Here is a 19,458-nt window from a genome sequence, read left to right as displayed (position 1 = left end):
AAAAGATCGCAGCTTAAAGAAAGTGAACAGATTTGTATAGTGATGAACAAAAAAAGAGGTGCATCGTGCATTACGACACACCTCCTTTTAATATATCATCATAAATAACTATCTCATTGAAACGTTATTTTTTTGTTGGCTAGGAAATTAGCCCCTCCATAAATAAACAATCCCAGGAATTGAGCCAGATATTCATTCACGTCCAATCCTTCTACCAATAAGACAAGAAATAAAAACTGTGCAGTGTAAGCCACGGCAAAAGCAGAGCAAAAGAGCAGTATCTGTTTCCAGATACTATTCTTTTTATTTTCTACGGGGAATATCCAATATTTGCACCAGATAAAGTTATGGATTTGAGCTATCAGATACGCTGTTATATTAGCCACCATATAGTCACCGTCAAATGACATTTCTTTCATCATTAACCATACAACCAACGCCATAATTAAGGCGTTCATTGTACCGATGATTATAAAACGGAATATGCGTACAGATTCTTTCACTCGCCCTCTTTCAGATCAACGATCAAATTCAGTTCATCAAGTTGAGTCTGGTCGATTGCAGACGGTGCATCCAGCATCACATCACGTCCGGAATTGTTTTTCGGGAACGCAATACAGTCGCGGATAGAATCCAAACCTGCGAACAAAGATACCCAACGGTCGAGTCCGTATGCCAAACCACCGTGAGGAGGTGCACCATACTTAAAGGCATTCATCAGGAAGCCAAACTGTGCCTGTGCCTTTTCCGGAGTGAATCCAAGAATCTCGAACATCTTCGCCTGTAATTTCGCATCGTGGATACGGATAGATCCGCCACCAACTTCCACACCGTTCACTACCATATCATAAGCATCTGCACGTACAGCTGCCGGATCAGTATCCAACATCGGAATATCTTCCTCTTTCGGATGAGTAAACGGATGATGCATAGCCATCAAACGACCTTCCTCCTCACTCCATTCGAACATCGGGAAGTCGATCACCCAAAGGCAAACAAACTTATTCTTATCACGCAATCCCAGTTGAGCGCCCATTTCCAGACGAAGCTCACAAAGTTGTTTACGTGTTTTCATTACATCGTCGCCAGACAGAATCAGGATCAAATCACCCGGTTTAGCACCGAATGCCTCTTTCATTTGCTGAAGCACTTCCTGCGTATAGAATTTATCCACGCTCGATTTTACAGTTCCGTCCGCTTCTACACGGGCATACACCATACCTTTTGCACCAATCTGCGGTTTCTTTACGAAGTCCGTCAGTGCATCCAGTTGTTTACGAGTATAGGTTGCAGCACCTTCAGCACAGATACCACCCACATAAGCAGCATTATCGAATACAGAGAATCCGTGACCTTTCATGATATCCATCAATTCCACGAATTTCATGCCGAAACGTAAGTCCGGTTTGTCGCTACCATAATATTTCATGGCATCCGCCCAAGACATACGCTGGAACGGTTCAGCCAGTTCCACGCCACGCAGTGTTTTGAACAAATGTTTAGCCATTCCTTCAAAAGTAGTGATAATATCTTCCTGCTCAACGAAGCTCATTTCGCAGTCAATCTGCGTAAATTCCGGCTGACGATCGGCACGCAAGTCCTCATCGCGAAAACATTTTGCAATCTGGAAGTAACGGTCGAAACCAGAAACCATCAACAACTGCTTCAATGTCTGCGGAGATTGCGGAAGTGCGTAGAACTGTCCCGGATTCATACGTGACGGCACCACAAAGTCGCGTGCACCTTCAGGAGTAGAACCGATCAAAACGGGTGTTTCCACTTCGATGAAACCTAGACTATCCAGATATTTGCGAACTTCAATCGTCATTCTGTGGCGCAGTTCCAGATTAGAGCGGACAGCGTTACGACGCAAATCCAGGTAACGATATTTCATGCGGATATCATCACCACCATCCGTATTATCCTCAATGGTGAACGGAGGAGTCATAGCAGTATTTAGTACGTTCAGTTCGGAAACGATGATTTCAATGTCTCCGGTAGGAATGTTTGCATTCTTGCTGAAACGTTCATTAACCGTTCCTGTCACTTGAATGACGAACTCACGTCCCAGTTTATTAGCACGTTCACAGAGTTCAGCATTAATTTCTTCGTTAAAGACCAACTGGGTAATTCCGTAACGGTCGCGGAGGTCAATAAAAGTCATTCCTCCCATTTTACGGCTGCGCTGTACCCATCCAGACAGCGTAACTTGCTTGTTTACATCAGAGATTCTTAGTTCTCCACATGTGTGCGTTCTGAACATATATTTTTTATTTAAACGATTATCACTCGCGTTTCTATTTTGATTGAACCAAAACTGCGCAAAAGTACGCAATAATTTGTAATTCGTTGTCAGTAATCCGTTATTTTATCAGACTTTCTTTGTCAGCTTTTTCAATATTTTCTTGTTTCTGTCTGTTATATTGTCGACGATGGCTTCATTCATCAATTTGATGCCATTCATATATTCCTGCGCTCTTTGGAGCACATTGGCAGCATCCTTTTCCGACGCTTGCGGCACCACTACGCGCAATCCCCTTTGAATCAACTCAATGTTCACATTAGCGTCCGTTTCCATGGGATCACCGTCGAAGTGCACTACTCCCGGAGTAGTGCGGCGGATGCACAACTGCTTGCAACGGAAAGTCTTGATACGGCTATTCTGATCGATTGTCTTATTGAATAACTGAAAAGCCAATGAAGGGACATCCAATACGGTGAACGGTTCGAGAATGGTCACATCCAGCAAGCCATCTGTCAGCGTAGCTTGTGGGGCGATATAAGCATTGTTTCCATATTGCGACGCGTTTCCACAGGCAATCAGGAAAGCCTTATACTTGGAAACTCCGTTTTCCGTTTCCAGTTCATACGTTTCCGGTTCATATTTAAGACTCTCTTGCAGGGTCTTTTCCAGATAAGTCAACACCCCGCGTTTACCGGCATGCGCAAACTTCAGACTAACAAAAGCATCGAATCCCACTCCGCAAGTGCAGAAAAAATCCGTCCCGTTAATCTTACCATAATCTATTACGTCCATGCAACCTTCGTTCAGCACTTCCAGCGCCCTCTTCGGTTCCATCGGTATATGCAGATGCCTCGCCAGTCCATTACCCGATCCGCAGGGAATAATTCCCAGTGCGGTATCAGTATGCACCAACGAACGAGCTATTTCATTGATTGTCCCGTCCCCACCGATAGCCACTACTATATCAGTCTTCTCTTCGGCAGCTTTAGCAGCTATTTCTACTGCATGACCGGCTCTCTCCGTATTCACTACTTCCCAAGAGTATCTCGCCTTGTCTATTTTTTCGTCCAGCAAGTTAAGAATCAATTCTTTACTTTGTGTTCCCGAAATAGGATTGACGACGAATTTTATTTTTTTCATTCTTTCGTTCATGCTATTCTTGTCGATTGTAGACGACAAAAGTAATATAAATATCTTAAATTTTAATCTATTAGAGGTTTCTAATCACATGAGGGCAACTTTTTTCTCTTAAAAAGAACAGATAAAAGCAAATTTTGTTATCTTTGCCCCCTGTTTTTAAACACTTGTTAAGATAAAAGGATGTAAGATCGTCAGCGAACGATCTGAGTATGAGTATAATAAATTATAATTCATGGGATTATTACAAGAGAAGTTAGCTAAGTACGACCTGCCACAAAAGTTTATGGCACAGGGCGTTTACCCATATTTCCGTGAGATAGAAGGAAAGCAGGGTACAGAGGTAGAAATGGGCGGACACGAAGTGTTGATGTTCGGTTCCAATGCATACACTGGCCTTACGGGAGATGAAAGAGTGATTGAAGCAGGTATTAAAGCCATGCATAAATATGGTTCCGGATGCGCAGGCTCGCGCTTCTTGAATGGTACACTTGACCTGCACGTTCAGTTGGAAAAAGAACTGGCTGCCTTTGTAGGCAAAGATGAAGCACTCTGCTTCTCAACCGGTTTTACGGTGAATTCGGGAGTTATTCCTGCTTTGACAGATCGCAATGATTATATCATTTGCGACGACCGCGACCACGCATCTATCGTAGATGGCCGTCGCCTCTCCTTCTCTCAACAACTGAAATATAAGCATAACGATATGGCGGATCTGGAAAAGCAACTTCAAAAGTGCAACCCGGATTCAGTGAAGCTCATCATAGTAGACGGTGTGTTCTCTATGGAAGGCGACCTGGCAAACTTGCCCGAAATCGTACGCTTGAAACATAAATACAACGCTACTATCATGGTAGACGAAGCTCATGGCTTGGGTGTATTTGGAAAACAAGGACGTGGTGTTTGCGACCATTTCGGTCTGACTCACGAAGTTGACTTGATTATGGGTACTTTCAGCAAATCATTGGCTTCTATCGGTGGATTCATTGCTGCTGATTCTTCTATCATCAACTGGTTACGCCACAACGCACGTACTTATATATTTAGTGCGTCCAACACTCCTGCTGCTACTGCATCTGCTCTTGAAGCCCTCCACATCATCCAAAATGAACCGGAAAGGCTTGAAGCTTTGTGGGAGGCTACCAACTATGCATTGAAACGTTTCCGTGAAGCAGGTTTTGAAATCGGTGCAACAGAATCACCTATCATCCCTCTTTATGTACGAGACACGGAAAAAACATTCATGGTCACTAAATTGGCTTTCGACGAGGGTGTATTTATCAATCCGGTTATTCCTCCGGCATGTGCACCGCAAGACACTTTGGTACGTGTGGCATTGATGGCTACTCATACAAAAGATCAAATTGACCGTGCTGTAGAAAAGTTGGTTAAAGCATTTAAAGCATTGGATATTTTATAATCTACGAGGAATATATCACTCTTATCGGGTGAATAAAATAAAAGTCTGACACAAATCAATGTGCCGGACTTTTATTTTATCTTATTCACTCTTAAGTACTTCTGCCGGATTTTGCCGGGCGGCTTTCCACACGCGCCAAATAATGCTTAGGAAAATGACAAGTCCCATTCCTATGAATATGACTGCATAGAGCCACCATTCTATCGGTGTTTGCTTTATATAATTTTCTAGCCAATGTTTCATCATGACATATCCCAACGGAAAAGCAAAGAACGATGAAAACACAAGTAAAAGTAAATATTCTCTAAAGAATAGATTCAAGATGATTCCTATATTGGCTCCATTTACCTTGCGTATAGCTATTTCTTTACGACGTTGCTGACAGGACAGAGTCACCAATGAGAATATACCGAACACGGCAATCGCTATACATATAAAGGAGACTATGCTCAACAATTGGCACAATGTTTTCTCTGATTTCATATAAGTGTCATAAACCTCTTCCATATTAGACAAGATCAATTCCGCATTTGGATTAACTTTATCCACTTCCGCTTTTATCTTTTCAGAAACAATGTTCCAAGTTCCCTCCTTCACCTTGAAAATAATGCCTCCTCTGCCTGTATTATCCGGCAAAAAAAACATAGCAGGGGCTACCGGGTGTATTGGGGCATTATATGAAATATTTTTAATAACCCCTTTCACTATATAATGCCTTCCTAATTTATCAATTTTCTTTCCAACTGGTTGTGTCCATCCGAAAGTTTTCACAGCAGCTTCATTTATAACAACCATATTTTTTCCATCCTTTTCATCCAGCATGCTTCCCTCCAGCACCTCAACTCCAAAGAAATCGGCATACTCTTGATTGATCGTCTCATCTTCTAGATCTATATATTGCTCACTATCAGTTGTCTTTCCTTCCCACTCCTTTATCTTGAATGTTGAAAAATACATTTTGGGAATAGGTGTCTGAAAGCCACTCAAATACTTTGTAACATTGGGCATCTGTTCTAATATTTCTTTAAAAGGAACATTTTCAGAGCAATAAACAACAGCTCCCACATTATGCCGTTCTATTCCAAGTTCTTTGGTATTCAACAAGAAGTTAAGTTGCTTCATCATCACCAAAGTACAAAAAACAAAGGCTATACCAATAAACAACTGAAATAAAATGCTATATTCACAGAAGAAGTAAAGGATTACTGGGATTTGGGGAGAATTACCGGCGACTGACACGAATTCCGATGCCTGTCCGTATAAAGTATCTGTTGCAGAATTGTTTATGGACTTAAAGAAATTACCCAACTATATACCTTAATGTACCAAACTTAAAAACAAATCAATATTGCCAATTTGCGAGGTAAAAATAAAGAGGGAGGCCTCACGGCTACCCTCTTTACATTAATTTAGATAAACAACTTTAATATAGTATTAGTTTAAGGTTTATAAGATTAGTTTCGAATCAAGCTGATTACTTCTTTAGTTCAGAATAATCTATGAAAATAGACTGCTTATATGTTCTGTATTTTTCAGCATATTCCTGTATAAGTTTTGGTCTATCTACGACTTTGCTAATTAGACAATTATACACAAAGTCTCGTTTATTGAAATCAGTGTCATTTGCAGTTTTTAACTGTTTCAACATTTCATCAGCTAAGTTGCCCATGTAGCCAAAATCTTCGTGTTTCGTAATTTGTTTAGTCTCTATGATGATTGGTTTTGCCTTCAACATAGCTGCTGTGCCTTCCCTTGGATTTTTGTACTGTTTACGAATTTTGTTGTTTGGTACCCACCATGACATTGTACCTGAATATTTGGCAGATTTAGCTAATCCCTTGTCAACAGTCATTGTTATCGTAACATCATAAGTTGTATCAAAGTGGTTATTTCCTGTTGCATTTACACGTTGTTTCTTAGTTCTTTTGAATATGCATTGACCATGATAAACTCTACATTCATTGACTGTAATATACGGCGCTGTAACAGTTATGACATCAGCTTCATTAATTGGTTCTATCCATTTAGTTTTATAAACACCCGTTGCTTGCATATTTTCAATTTCAACAGGTTTGTTTAATTCAGTTTCAAGACTTGTTAAGATATCGTCTAACTCATTTTTCACAGACTTTAGCTTAATCAGCTGATTTATAGCATTACTATGTTGGCTAGCAGTTACTCGATTGTTTTTATATAGCCTTATTGCAGTAGCATAAGCCTGTGCTATAGAATCACGTTTAGCACGTGCAATAGAATCATATTTTGCGTGAATTGGATTAGAGGGCGTTATAGGCTGAAGTCTACGCACGGCACGTTCTAAGGCGGTAGTATTTAATCTTTGTTCAAATTCGTGCTTAGGACTGTTAATTGATATACTAATAACATTATTTCCTTTCTCTATATTATACGGTGCCATAAGTGCTAGTATGCTATCTACTTGCTGATTTGCACGTTCTGTCTCTGCGATATATCGTTGTATATCATTTTCTGTAAGACATGTATCTAACATATTAATGTCTATTCGCAAGCGCCTTATAACATTGTCGTAATGTCGTTTTTGTTCAACTGTTATAGTTTCATCTCGTTCTCGTTGTCTTGCATATTTCTTGGCATCCTTAAAAAAGCCACCGAATTGTGCAGATACAGTTGCAGACATTAGCAACATCGCTAGTACAATTTGTAATGTTTTCACGTTCTTTGATTTGTTGGTCTTCCTAGTCTCAACAGAAGGGTATTAAATAGAAGAAGCGTGAGACTATTAGACTTATACCTAATGTCGGTTCTGGACTACCTCTGTATTGAATATAAGTACAAACAGCTCACGCCCTTGACCGTATATCAACACACGAGTGTGCGGTATACAAACCAAAGGGAGAACGTTTTGACTATTTCCTCAATACAGTTGAATTGTCCAGATTCACATTAGAGAAAAAGCACTAAACGCTTCCTAAATAATTAAGACGTCCCAAAGGACGCTACAAATATACTACAAATTTCTTTAATTGTATATGTTATACTTCAGATTTGCGTGTTTAAGTCTTTTGTTTATCTTAGGCATAAATTCCATAAACCTTTGCATGTCAGTTAATGTTCTAGTGTTGTATCTATAGGCGAACTCATTACAGTACATTTGTAAGTACTTAGGACTGACTACATGATAGATTCCTTTTATGCCACGCTTTAGATGTGACCAAAAGCCCTCTATACCGTTAGTATGGAAGCCGTCCTTTGCGTAAAGTCCTTTACTATGTTCTATAATGACACGTGTATAAAGATGCGATAGACCGTTATAGCCTGCCCAACCATCGGTTACCAATGTTGAGCCTTCCTCAATCAGTCCAAATACTAATAGATGCAATGTTTTCTGACTTGCATCGTAGGTAACGACCGGATAGACCCTATCTTCTGTTAGTACACCTACCACAGGAGTTTTCTCTTTAAGGCTTCTTCCTTGTGTACCTTTGTTCCATTTGTTCTTATTTTTGCCACCGACATAGGTTTCATCCATTTGAACTATACCACGGAATTTCTCAATTTCATCTTTGTACATATTATGTCTTATTTTAGTCAGCATAAACCACGCTGTCTTTTGAGTGACATTTATGTCTCTTGATAATTGTAGGCTACTGATACCTTTCTTATGAGATAGGAAGATGTAAATAGCATAGAACCATTTCTCCAAAGGTATTTTGCTACCTTCAAACATTGTACCGACAGTTACAGTAAACCGTTTCTTACAATGCCTGCATTTGTAGAGCCCATCGAACTCTCCCTTGTTCTTTAATTTGTAGTGATGTTCAGATTTGTGTTTACAATGAGGACATACCGGTACGCCTTGCCACCTATATTGTTCTAAGAACTCTCTACATGAATTTTTATCATGTAGGGTGCTCATTAGCTCTATAAGTGACTTTATCTCTCGCATACCCGTTTTAAGTTTTTGACGGGTAATACTGAACCGATGTGTTCATATTTGTTATATTTTGTATTTAAATATAACAAATTTAATTAACGCATTAAAAATCAGATAGTTAAATAATTTCCTATCAGAATTTAAATGATGTTAAGTATAACTAATTGGTTCTATATGCAGATAAATTTACTAAAAAATAGCAATATGAAAATAGATGTAAGACAAAAATCCGATAATACTGAAACTGATACAGTATTATCGGATAAGTTTAATAAACGACGCGAACAATTACGGTATGAAACCTATGAACATTTAGTTGCTACTGGTTTCTTTACTGGTACATACGAAGAATATAAAGAACGAACTAAATTAGGATTAATTGGCCCTACGCAAACATTCTAGTAAGTTCTTGCGCGAGTTTTTTATCAATACTAGGACACAGCCTATGTAACATATCAGCAGTTATCAATGATAAATTCGGTTCTAATGTTCTTGCCTTTAATATTATCATGTCATCATACTTCAATAAGCGCTTAACATTATGATATGCTAATTTATATGGTTCTAAGTCTATAACAGAGTCATCGTTAATACCATTATAGTTCATAGAAAAATATGTTGCTAGTCCTTCCTCTAAAACAGTAGTACTACCGTATTTATTTGGTTCTAAACAATGTATAGTTTCATGTGCTAATTGAAACAATGCCTTGTCCATATCATTTATACAATCTTCTGTTAATTGAATGATAATATGCCTGCAATCTCCTGGAAACCAGATTTGTGGTTGTTTTATATCTGCTAATTCGATACCAAGTATTGTATAGTCTTTATTTCTTTGACCAAATGAGCGTTCGGCTTCATGTAACATAGGACCTAGTTGTGAAACTATTGTAAATGTATATCCATCTTTTGATGGTAATAGCTCGCAAGAAAAAATATTATCGTGTAGCATATTTGTTAGATATTAGTTGCTAACAAATATACAAATGATTTAGTTACCTTGTATCTTAAACATGTTATTGTTATAAGAACTTTAACATTTTGACTTTGGTACATTAAGGTATATAGTTGGGAGAAATTATTCCCGGAAGAGTATATTCATTTCGAAATGCCTACATCCGATTTATATTTATATGCAGACCGGGCACAGATAGAGCAAGTGCTTATCAACTTGTTAAAAAATGCCCGCGAAACGTGCGAGCGGAGAACGGATAAAAACATTGAGATAAAGTTTTTTTCTAAAGGCAACCCAACATTCACAATATCTGATAATGGTGAGGGAATTTTGCCAGATGTTCTGGATAAGATTTTCGTTCCTTTCTTTACTACCAAAACATCCAGTTCAGGCATCGGATTGAGCCTGTGCAAACAGATCATGACTTTACATGACGGAAGTATTAACGTAAAATCAGAAATAGGGAAAGGAAGTTGCTTTATTCTTACTTTCCCTAAATAAAAATCACTGAAAGCCTCCCGAATCCTTTAATACAATGATTAGTCTGGGTAGTAGAGGAATTACTTATCCTCTACTACCCAAACTATTTGTATCAGGATTTAACTCCTTAACAGCCTCTTTGACCGCTTTATTAGTTGGCTTACGATATGCTTCCGCTTGTTGAACGGGGACAATCTCATTCACCATTCTTTCATATCCTTTTTGCTCTAACAAGTGCACTTCTTTTTCACCTGTTTCTTTTTGTTTTCTTGTTTTCATAAGGCTTTTCATTTTAAAATTCTTATTTATAAAACAGAAAACATCGAAAGATAGTTCATACTCACAGATAATTTATGTACGGGGCAACTGCTCCCCAATATACTACTATAGGCTTGTTCATTCCGGTACGGATTTGAGCTTAAACTTACATAGTGAAAAAAATATCTATCATGCTATCATTTATTTTTATATCATACTAATTATCAGCGAAATAAATATGATAGATATATTTCTAAAAGGCATCTCTCATACTTATACCACCAAAAACAGGGTATCTCTCATCAATAAAATAGTCGAATAAAGGTCGGACAGGCGTAAGATGGTTTGTTTTTGTTGCAATGAATCCGTATAAATCCGACCTGTATGGCTTAATAATCCCACTTTAATAGCGATAAGTTTATAGCCCACATATGTGTGACGAACAGTCTACATACGTGGGCTGTACAGTTTACAGGTGCGGGCTGTACAGCCTACATATGTAGGCTATAAAAAGATTACCGTTTCCAATGGATTATTAAGCTGCCAAATACAGGTTATCATCCTATAAAGTGAATATCCTTGTGGCTTCATATGGGTGTTTTTCCCTGATTCTACACTAAAACGGATGCAGTAGTGGTATGATAGATACCCGTTTTTTGCGACAGAAACATGATAGATACCTGTTTGAAAAATTATCTATCATACTTATTCTTCTGATAATTAAAACAATATAAAAATAAATGATAGTATGATAGATATTTTTTTCATTATGTAGTATTTAAGTTTAAATCGTACAATTATCATTCAGCTCATTTCTGTACTGGAAATGAAACAAACTTTTGAGGTGGTTGCCTTGATTTATGTACACCTTAATTCTATAATATATAAATTAACTCCTATATTTGTACTTTTATTCAACTTATCCTCTTTATAAATTATGAAAGAAAACAAATATAATAATAGCCATTTCTTCAGTCAATATTCTCAAATGTCCCGTTCGGTAGAGGGCTTGAAAGGAGCCGGAGAATGGCATGTATTGCAGAAAATGCTCCCTGATTTTGCTGGGAAAAGAGTTTTGGACTTAGGCTGTGGATTCGGCTGGCATTGCGCCTATGCAATAGAGCACGGAGCAACACACGCTACCGGAATTGATATTTCGGAGAAAATGCTCGAAGAAGCTCGGAAAAGAAACCCTTCTCCACTCATTGAATACCAATGTATGGCTATCGAAGATTTTGATTTCCAGCCAGATTCTTATGATATTGTCATCAGCTCGCTAACCTTCCATTATCTCGAATCCTTTACGGATATATGCCGAAAAATCAATAACAGCCTGACTCCGGGAGGCACTTTCGTCTTCTCCGTAGAACACCCGATATTTACGGCCTATGGCAATCAGGATTGGCATTACGACCAGGACGGGAAGCCTATTCATTGGCCGGTAGATCGTTATTTTACGGAAGGCAGACGCACAGCAGTCTTCCTGGGCGAAGAGGTTATCAAATACCACAAGACGCTGACTACGTATATAAACGGACTCCTTCAAACCGGATTTGAAATATGCGAACTTATAGAGCCACAACCGGACGAAAGATTGCTGGATACCATCCCGGGAATGAAAGATGAATTACGGCGTCCGATGATGCTTTTGATCTCTGCCAAGAAAAAAAGTAAAGACGCAAAGCTATGAGATTCAAGGCATTGAAAAATAATAGATAAAAAACATTCGTTTAGCTATTGTTAATTAAAAAATACTCCCTATCTTTGCACCGCTTTTGAAAAGAACAACCCTTCAAAAAAGTAGCGGGGTGTAGCGCAGTCCGGTTAGCGCACCTGCTTTGGGAGCAGGGGGTCGTGGGTTCGAATCCCGCTACCCCGACTACAAAAAAGAGGGTTATTAAGTTCAAAGTTTTTCGGGGTGTAGCGCAGTCCGGTTAGCGCACCTGCTTTGGGAGCAGGGGGTCGTGGGTTCGAATCCCGCTACCCCGACGAAGAAAATCAAGTCAAGATTCACAAAATAAAGCCAGTACAATTAGTATTGGCTTTTTTATTATATATAGGATAAGTGTAATTATCCCCGTTTGGGGGCAAATAAAAAGGGCAATTCTTTGAACTATCTTTGAACAGGTTTCTAGCATTATCCTCATTTTCTTATTTAATTTAGAGTAAAAATCTATTTTGTTAACTTTACTACCCTTTTATTTTGGCGTTATCAATGTTTTGCGTTAACTTTATAGCGGAAATACAAACATTGTTTATAGAGAAAACGATAACAAACAAAATACTTAAACACATGAAGAAAACTCTGCTGATGCTCGTTGTTATTTTCATTTCACTATATTCGCATTCACAAAGTCCCTTTCTGAATTTTAGAATTCCAGAAGAATCAAATAAGCGTATCATTGGATATTCTTCAAGTAATAAAATAAATGTTTTTTTGAATATAAAATATCAATCTTGTAATACTCTAATACAGTATTACAAACAGGATTCTAATAAATTGATTGTGTAACAAAAATAACGATATGATGAAAAAGTTTTTTTATTTGAGTGCGATACTAGCCATAGTTTTGGTTTCATGTAATTCAGAAAAGGAGTATATAGCAAAACTCTCTAATACCGCTTCTATGATTGAGAAAGAAGCTGATTTAAGTGAAGCAATAGCTCTTCATTATTGTGATACTTGGAGAAAAGTAATTTACGATCATGAATACAATGGAGAATATTGCACTGATTTCAATGAAGCCTTAGCGAAGCATCAAGAGTTTATTATCACAACAGATACCTATAAGAGACTAAAACAAAAGAAAGATTCAATCGAGGCTATAATGCCACAACTAAATGATTATCCTTCAAGTTGTAAAGATGCTTATAATGAGTTAGTATCAATATATGCAGATGCAGATGAATTATTCAGATTCGCAGATGAGCCTAGGGGTTCTTTATCTACATACTCAACAAAAACGACAGACCTTTATCAAAAGATAGAAAAGTCACTGAAAGAATTTAAAATAAAGCATATACAAAACAAATAATTTAAAAGAGTAGTATAGTTATTGTAGCAGCTTATTGAATTTAAGACTATCAAAAGACAAAATAATAATTTCACTTCAAGAGCAACTTCAGAAAATACTGCTAGCAAATAGTGTTCAAAAGCTAGAAATTACTCTTTTGAATTATGAGTTAGAAAGGAATAGAACGAAGATCTCAAAATAGCGTTTTTGAACTAGCTTTGAAATAGTGACGGTATATGACAGCGATACCGTCACTATCGCAAGCATATACCGTCACTATCTTTACCGGATAGCGTCACCCTTTTACATGTTCAAATAATAATCCCGGGTTAGCGTCATATATTCCTCGCTATATTGATGACGAGCCAGTTCTGTCAATAGTTCTTCTACAATGCACTCTTGATTGGAAAAAGAAAAAGTAATCAAAACACGTTTCGGAATACCGCCGGGTTTAGTGATTACATTCAGTTGACGGACTGCATATAATTTCTTTATAGAAGCTATCTTTTTTACCCGTTCAGCTACATCTGCCGGAATCACCACTGTAAAAAATCCGTTTTCTGTCAATAATCCGCTTACTCCTTCCAACAAATCTTCATAGGTCAAAGAATCATTGTGACGCGCCGCGGCTCTCTGACGATCCGGACATTCCAGCGAATCGACAAAATAAGGAGGATTAGAAACAATTACGTCGAATTTATCCGAAGACCTGTATTTCCTAAAATCAGCCTGCACCACCTCTACCCGCTCCTTCCAGGGCGAACGAATAATATTTTCCCTGGCTTGCCCGACAGCCGCTTCATCTATTTCCAACGCTACAATATTTGCATCCGGCAAACTGCGTTGCACCAACATTAAAGCTACCAACCCTGTTCCCGTCCCAATATCCAAAATCCGGTGCGCACTTTCAACGGAAGTCCAAGCTCCCAGAAGCACCCCATCCGTACCGACTTTCATGGCACATTTATCATGCCATACCGTAAATTGCTTAAATTGAAAATAAGGATTCGACATTTTATCCGTTTATCTTAAAGCCGTTTTATACTATTATTTTATTGCAAATCGCCAAAAATAAATAATAATTATGGAATACTCCCTTTACAAGCCGATATTTTGGCATTGTTTTTGTGTTTTTATTCTGCGCAGTGCTTTATTATTAGAGAGAATCAATTAACTTTGCAAACGATTTATGCATATCAATATGACATAAACTAAATTAAAACGAAAAAATGAAAGAAAGATATTTATTGGAAGATGGAGGCGATAACAACTTCTCGCTAATCACAGACTATGATGGGAACGATGAACAAGCATTTGATGTAAATGTGAAATCTGGTGAAATTCTTCCGGTACTCCCCTTACGTAATATGGTATTGTTTCCTGGAGTATTCCTGCCGATCACGGTAGGCCGTAAGTCTTCTCTGAAACTCGTACGAGATGCTGACAAGAAACATAAAGATATTGCAGTAGTATGCCAGAGATCGGCACATACAGAAGATCCGAAACTGGAAGATTTACACAATATCGGTACCGTAGGACGAATTGTGCGGATATTGGAAATGCCGGATCAGACAACAACAGTCATTCTTCAGGGAATGAAACGTTTAAGTCTGACTAGCATCATCGAAACTCATCCGTACCTGAAAGGTGAAATAGAACTTTTGGAGGAAGATGTCCCCGGCAAAGATGATAAAGAGTTTCAAGCCCTGGTGGAAACTTGCAAGGACTTGACAATGAGATACATCAAATCATCAGATGTGATGCATCAGGATTCGTCGTTTGCTATTAAAAATATCAACAACTCAATGTTCCTGGTCAATTTCATCTGCTCAAACCTGCCGTTCAAGAAAGATGAGAAGATGGACTTGTTGAGCATCAACTCATTGCGTGAACGCACTTATCACTTACTGGAAATTCTGAACCGCGAAGTGCAACTGGCAGAAATCAAGGCATCCATCCAAATGCGTGCCCGCGAAGATATCGACCAGCAGCAACGCGAATACTTCCTGCAACAGCAGATCAAAACCATCCAGGATGAACTGGGTGGCGGCGGTCAGGAGCAGGAAATAGAGGAAATGCGCCAGAAGGCAGAAAGAATGCGCTGGAATTTAGAAGTCAGAGACACGTTCATGAAAGAACTTGCCAAACTGGAACGCACTCATCCGCAATCTCCGGATTACAGCGTACAGCTCAACTATCTGCAAACGATGCTCAATCTCCCATGGGGTACTTATACAACTGACAATCTGAACCTTAAAAACGCAGAAAAGACGTTGAACAAAGACCATTACGGACTGGAGAAAGTAAAAGAGCGTATTTTGGAACACTTAGCCGTATTAAAGCTGAAAGGTGATATGAAATCACCGATTATCTGCTTGTATGGCCCTCCGGGAGTGGGTAAAACATCTCTTGGAAAATCCATCGCATCTGCGCTCAAACGGAAATATGTACGTATGTCTTTAGGCGGTGTGCATGACGAAGCAGAGATTCGCGGTCATCGTAAGACTTATATCGGCGCTATGCCGGGACGAATCATCAAGAGCTTGATAAAAGCCGGTGCGTCCAATCCTGTCTTCATCCTAGATGAAATAGACAAAGTCAGCGCCGACCGTCAGGGAGACCCCTCTTCCGCATTGTTAGAAGTGCTCGACCCGGAACAGAACACTGCTTTCCATGATAACTTTCTGGATGTAGACTACGACCTCTCCAAGGTATTGTTTATTGCAACAGCCAATAACCTGAATACAATCCCCGGCCCGTTGCTCGACCGTATGGAATTGATTGAGGTAAGTGGATATATCACAGAAGAAAAAGTAGAGATAGCCCGTAAGCATCTGGTTCCCAAAGAACTGGAAGCCAACGGACTCAAAAAGACAGATATCAAGCTTCCCAAAGATACGTTGGAAGCTATCATCGAATCATATACCCGTGAGAGCGGCGTTCGTGAGCTAGAAAAGAAGATCGGTAAAATCCTTCGTAAATCAGCCCGTCAATATGCTACGGACGGTTATTTCGCCAAGACGGAAATCAAACCGACAGATTTGTATGATTTCCTTGGAGCACCGGAATATACACGCGACAAGTATCAGGGAAATGATTACGCAGGTGTAGTCACCGGATTGGCATGGACAGCTGTCGGAGGCGAAATCTTATTTGTAGAAACGAGCTTGAGCCGTGGCAAGGGCGGACGTCTCACACTGACAGGTAACCTGGGAGATGTGATGAAAGAATCTGCCATGCTGGCACTTGAATATATCAAGGCACACGCTTCTGTTCTTAGTCTGGATGAAGAGATTTTTGACAACTGGAATATCCATATCCACGTTCCTGAAGGGGCTATTCCGAAAGATGGTCCGTCAGCAGGTATCACAATGGCCACTTCACTGGCTTCTGCCCTGACTCAAAGAAAAGTGAAAGCCAACATTGCCATGACAGGAGAAATCACTCTTCGCGGCAAAGTGCTTCCTGTGGGTGGCATCAAAGAGAAAATATTGGCAGCCAAACGTGCCGGAATCAAGGAAATCATCATGAGTGCCGAGAACAAAAAGAACATAGATGAAATTCAGGATATTTATTTGAAAGGACTGACTTTCCACTATGTAAACGATATAAGAGAGGTATTCGCTATTGCATTGACTAACGAGAAAGTAGCGAATCCTATTGATTTATCTGTTAAGAAACCCAGCCAGGAATGACATTTGAGTTACAATATACAGACACTAAAAGTAATGCCCGTGCCGGTCTGATAACAACAGACCACGGGCAGATACAAACACCTATCTTCATGCCGGTGGGCACACTGGGCACTGTGAAGGGAGTACATCTGACCGAATTGAAAGAAGATATTCAGGCACAGATTATTCTGGGTAATACCTATCACCTCTATTTGCGTCCGGGACTGGACGTGATCGAGAAAGCAGGCGGGCTGCACCGTTTCAACGGTTTCGACCGCCCCATGCTGACTGACAGCGGTGGTTTTCAGGTATTTTCATTAGCCGGAATCAGAAAGCTGCGTGAAGAAGGAGCCGAATTTCGTTCGCATATCGACGGAAGCAAGCACATCTTCACTCCGGAGAAGGTGATGGACATAGAACGTACCATCGGTGCGGATATTATGATGGCTTTTGACGAATGTCCTCCGGGCGACTCGGATTACGAGTATGCCAAAAAGTCATTAGGATTAACCCACAGATGGCTCGACCGTTGTATACAACGTTTTAACGAGACAGAACCTAAATACGGTTATAATCAGTCTCTCTTCCCCATCGTGCAGGGATGTGTTTATCCCGACCTGCGCAAGCAATCTGCAGAGTTTGTAGCGTCCAAAGGTGCTGACGGGAATGCCATCGGTGGTTTGGCGGTAGGCGAACCGGTAGACAAGATGTACGAAATGATCGAGATTGTCAATGAAATACTCCCCAAAGACAAACCCCGTTACCTTATGGGTGTCGGAACTCCTGTCAACATTCTTGAAGGAATAGAACGCGGCGTGGATATGTTCGACTGCGTTATGCCTACAAGAAACGGACGAAATGGCATGTTGTTCACCAAAGATGGCATTATCAATATGCGGAACAAGAAATGGGAAACGGACTTCTCTCCTATCGAAGCCGACGGAGCCTCTTGCGTGGATACATTATACAGCAAGGCTTATTTGCGCCATCTTTTCCATGCGCAAGAGCTACTGGCTATGCAAATTGCCTCCATACATAATCTGGCATTCTATCTGTGGCTGGCAGGGGAAGCAAGAAAGCACATTATCGCTGGAGATTTCTCGACTTGGAAGCCGATGATGGTCAAAAGAGTATCAACTAGATTATAAGAAATGAAAAGCAATCGATTTATAAAACGGCTGGACTGGTATATCATCAAGAAGTTCTTGGGGACATACGTATTTGCTATTGCACTAATCATTTCTATTGCAGTGGTATTTGACTTCAACGAAAAGATGGACAAACTAATGGAGCATGAAGCTCCATGGGATAAAATTATCTTTGAATACTACATGAACTTTATCCCCTATTTCTCCAATCTGTTCAGTCCGTTGTTCGTATTCATTGCTGTTATTTTCTTTACCTCCAAACTGGCAGAAAACTCCGAAATTATTGCGATGTTCTCCACCGGTATGAGCTTTAAGAGGATGATGCGCCCTTACATGATTTCTGCCGCTATCATCGCCCTCGTCACTTTCACACTAAGTTCGTATGTGATTCCGAAAGGAAGTGTTACGCGTCTGAATTTTGAAGACCGGTATATCAAACCAAAGAAACAAAACTCGGTAAGCAATGTGCAGCTGGAAGTGGATAGCGGAGTGATTGCATATATCGACAACTATAACAACGCAATGAAAACCGGTAACCGCTTTTCATTGGACAAATTTGTGGATAAAAAGCTGGTTTCACATTTAACTGCACGACGGATTACGTACGACACCACCACCGTTCATAAATGGACGATCCACGATTATATGGTACGCGAACTGGATGGTTTAAAGGAAAAAATCACTAAAGGAGACCGGATAGACTCTATCATCAACATGGAACCTTCTGACTTTCTTATCATGAAAAATCAGCAGGAAATGCTGACCAGTCCCGAATTAAGCGATTATATCGCCAAACAGAAACGAAGAGGATTTGCCAACATCAAGGAGTTTGAGATTGAATATCACAAACGAATCGCTATGTCATTCGCCTCTTTCATCCTTACCATCATCGGTGTATCGCTTTCGTCCCGAAAAACGAAAGGCGGTATGGGGCTTCATCTGGGTATCGGATTAGGATTAAGTTTCTCTTATATCCTGTTCCAGACGATTACTTCCACCTTTGCCGTGAACGGAAATGTGCCGCCTGCCGTTGCAGTCTGGATTCCTAATATCCTTTATGCAGGTATCGCATTCTTCTTGTACCAGAAGGCACCTAAATAAAAGGTAGGCAAGCCTTCCGCAGTCTTCACGGATTCTATCCATAGATTGCCCCAAGGTTTTGGATGCACCGGATAAACGAAGAGTATAAAAGTAGAAGTTCCGCCTATTCTTGC

General features: G+C 39.7%; 15 protein-coding genes, 2 tRNA genes and 3 pseudogenes. 11 read left to right on the top strand and 9 right to left on the bottom strand.

What is annotated here, in order from left to right; translation table 11 throughout:
* Nucleotides 1-113 precede the first annotated feature (113 nt).
* The 3 genes from KQP79_RS23340 to KQP79_RS23330 form a co-directional block, all read right to left on the bottom strand.
* Nucleotides 114-503, bottom strand: coding sequence for a GtrA family protein (locus KQP79_RS23340; RefSeq protein ID WP_032851895.1), 390 nt, complete (start codon nt 501-503; stop codon nt 114-116).
* The gene (aspS, locus tag KQP79_RS23335; RefSeq protein ID WP_008647566.1) at nt 500-2,263 is read right to left on the bottom strand and encodes an aspartate--tRNA ligase; all 1,764 of its coding nucleotides are present in this window, start codon (nt 2,261-2,263) and stop codon (nt 500-502) included. The genes KQP79_RS23340 and aspS overlap by 4 nt, the downstream gene beginning before the upstream one ends.
* A gap of 108 nt (nt 2,264-2,371) precedes the next feature.
* Entirely contained in the window at nt 2,372-3,397 is a 1,026-nt protein-coding gene (locus KQP79_RS23330; protein ID WP_004303062.1) for a diacylglycerol/lipid kinase family protein, read from the bottom strand.
* Nucleotides 3,398-3,617: 220 nt separating this feature from the next.
* On the opposite strand from KQP79_RS23330, the gene spt reads away from it, so the two are divergent.
* Nucleotides 3,618-4,802 (top strand): serine palmitoyltransferase, encoded by a 1,185-nt coding sequence (spt, locus tag KQP79_RS23325; protein ID WP_004311645.1) that lies wholly within the window; start codon nt 3,618-3,620, stop codon nt 4,800-4,802.
* Between the two features lie 81 nt (nt 4,803-4,883).
* On the opposite strand, the pseudogene KQP79_RS23320 reads toward spt, so the two are convergent.
* Nucleotides 4,884-5,996 (bottom strand): annotated as a pseudogene (locus KQP79_RS23320) (ABC transporter permease); the annotation flags it as partial.
* On the opposite strand from KQP79_RS23320, the pseudogene KQP79_RS23315 reads away from it, so the two are divergent.
* Nucleotides 5,984-6,105: pseudogene (locus KQP79_RS23315) on the top strand (ATP-binding protein); the annotation flags it as partial. The pseudogenes KQP79_RS23320 and KQP79_RS23315 sit on opposite strands and share 13 nt — an antisense overlap.
* 171 nt (nt 6,106-6,276) lie before the next feature.
* Here KQP79_RS23315 and KQP79_RS23310 read toward each other — a convergent pair.
* Entirely contained in the window at nt 6,277-7,494 is a 1,218-nt protein-coding gene (locus KQP79_RS23310; protein ID WP_004311647.1) for a hypothetical protein, read from the bottom strand.
* 306 nt (nt 7,495-7,800) lie between these two features.
* Nucleotides 7,801-8,727: an IS1595 family transposase gene (locus tag KQP79_RS23305; RefSeq protein WP_004311649.1), complete on the bottom strand. Its 927-nt coding sequence runs from the start codon at nt 8,725-8,727 to the stop codon at nt 7,801-7,803.
* A gap of 192 nt (nt 8,728-8,919) precedes the next feature.
* On the opposite strand from KQP79_RS23305, the gene KQP79_RS23300 reads away from it, so the two are divergent.
* Nucleotides 8,920-9,117: a hypothetical protein gene (locus KQP79_RS23300; protein WP_004311651.1), complete on the top strand. Its 198-nt coding sequence runs from the start codon at nt 8,920-8,922 to the stop codon at nt 9,115-9,117.
* Here the strand turns inward: KQP79_RS23300 and KQP79_RS23295 are convergent.
* A complete protein-coding gene (locus tag KQP79_RS23295) occupies nt 9,101-9,667 on the bottom strand; it encodes a hypothetical protein (RefSeq protein WP_032856194.1) in 567 nt (188 codons plus the stop codon). The two genes, KQP79_RS23300 and KQP79_RS23295, sit on opposite strands and share 17 nt — an antisense overlap.
* Before the next feature lie 120 nt (nt 9,668-9,787).
* On the opposite strand from KQP79_RS23295, the pseudogene KQP79_RS23290 reads away from it, so the two are divergent.
* Nucleotides 9,788-10,171: pseudogene (locus tag KQP79_RS23290) on the top strand (sensor histidine kinase); the annotation flags it as partial.
* A 63-nt stretch (nt 10,172-10,234) separates the two neighbouring features.
* On the opposite strand, the gene KQP79_RS23285 reads toward KQP79_RS23290, so the two are convergent.
* Complete coding sequence (locus tag KQP79_RS23285; RefSeq protein WP_004303066.1) at nt 10,235-10,429, bottom strand: hypothetical protein; 195 nt, start codon at nt 10,427-10,429, stop codon at nt 10,235-10,237.
* Between the two features lie 916 nt (nt 10,430-11,345).
* Here KQP79_RS23285 and KQP79_RS23280 point away from each other — a divergent pair.
* From KQP79_RS23280 to KQP79_RS23265, 4 genes are all read left to right on the top strand, one after another.
* The gene (locus tag KQP79_RS23280; protein WP_234120937.1) at nt 11,346-12,098 is read left to right on the top strand and encodes a class I SAM-dependent methyltransferase; all 753 of its coding nucleotides are present in this window, start codon (nt 11,346-11,348) and stop codon (nt 12,096-12,098) included.
* Nucleotides 12,099-12,212: 114 nt separating this feature from the next.
* Nucleotides 12,213-12,287: transfer RNA gene (locus tag KQP79_RS23275), tRNA-Pro, on the top strand.
* Nucleotides 12,288-12,322: 35 nt separating this feature from the next.
* Nucleotides 12,323-12,397 (top strand) — tRNA-Pro (locus tag KQP79_RS23270).
* A gap of 536 nt (nt 12,398-12,933) precedes the next feature.
* Nucleotides 12,934-13,443: a hypothetical protein gene (locus KQP79_RS23265; RefSeq protein WP_004311658.1), complete on the top strand. Its 510-nt coding sequence runs from the start codon at nt 12,934-12,936 to the stop codon at nt 13,441-13,443.
* A gap of 282 nt (nt 13,444-13,725) precedes the next feature.
* On the opposite strand, the gene KQP79_RS23260 is transcribed toward KQP79_RS23265, so the two are convergent.
* Entirely contained in the window at nt 13,726-14,436 is a 711-nt protein-coding gene (locus tag KQP79_RS23260; protein WP_004311659.1) for a tRNA1(Val) (adenine(37)-N6)-methyltransferase, read from the bottom strand.
* A gap of 215 nt (nt 14,437-14,651) precedes the next feature.
* Between KQP79_RS23260 and lon the strand changes: the two genes are divergently transcribed.
* From lon to KQP79_RS23245, 3 genes are read left to right on the top strand one after another with little or no spacing between them, the layout of a single operon-like run.
* Nucleotides 14,652-17,117, top strand: a complete 2,466-nt coding sequence (gene lon, locus KQP79_RS23255) for an endopeptidase La (RefSeq protein ID WP_061448215.1) — start codon at nt 14,652-14,654, stop codon at nt 17,115-17,117.
* The gene (gene tgt, locus KQP79_RS23250; protein WP_004295910.1) at nt 17,114-18,244 is read left to right on the top strand and encodes a tRNA guanosine(34) transglycosylase Tgt; all 1,131 of its coding nucleotides are present in this window, start codon (nt 17,114-17,116) and stop codon (nt 18,242-18,244) included. Before lon ends, tgt begins: the two co-directional genes overlap by 4 nt.
* 3 nt (nt 18,245-18,247) lie before the next feature.
* Nucleotides 18,248-19,345, top strand: a complete 1,098-nt coding sequence (locus KQP79_RS23245; RefSeq protein ID WP_004295909.1) for an LptF/LptG family permease — start codon at nt 18,248-18,250, stop codon at nt 19,343-19,345.
* Nucleotides 19,346-19,458 lie beyond the last annotated feature (113 nt).

The sequence above is a fragment of the Bacteroides sp. DH3716P genome, from assembly GCF_025914115.1.
Lineage (GTDB): Bacteria > Bacteroidota > Bacteroidia > Bacteroidales > Bacteroidaceae > Bacteroides > Bacteroides ovatus.
Note: the sequence above shows the minus strand (reverse complement) of the source record. Positions and strands in the feature narration are given on the sequence as shown.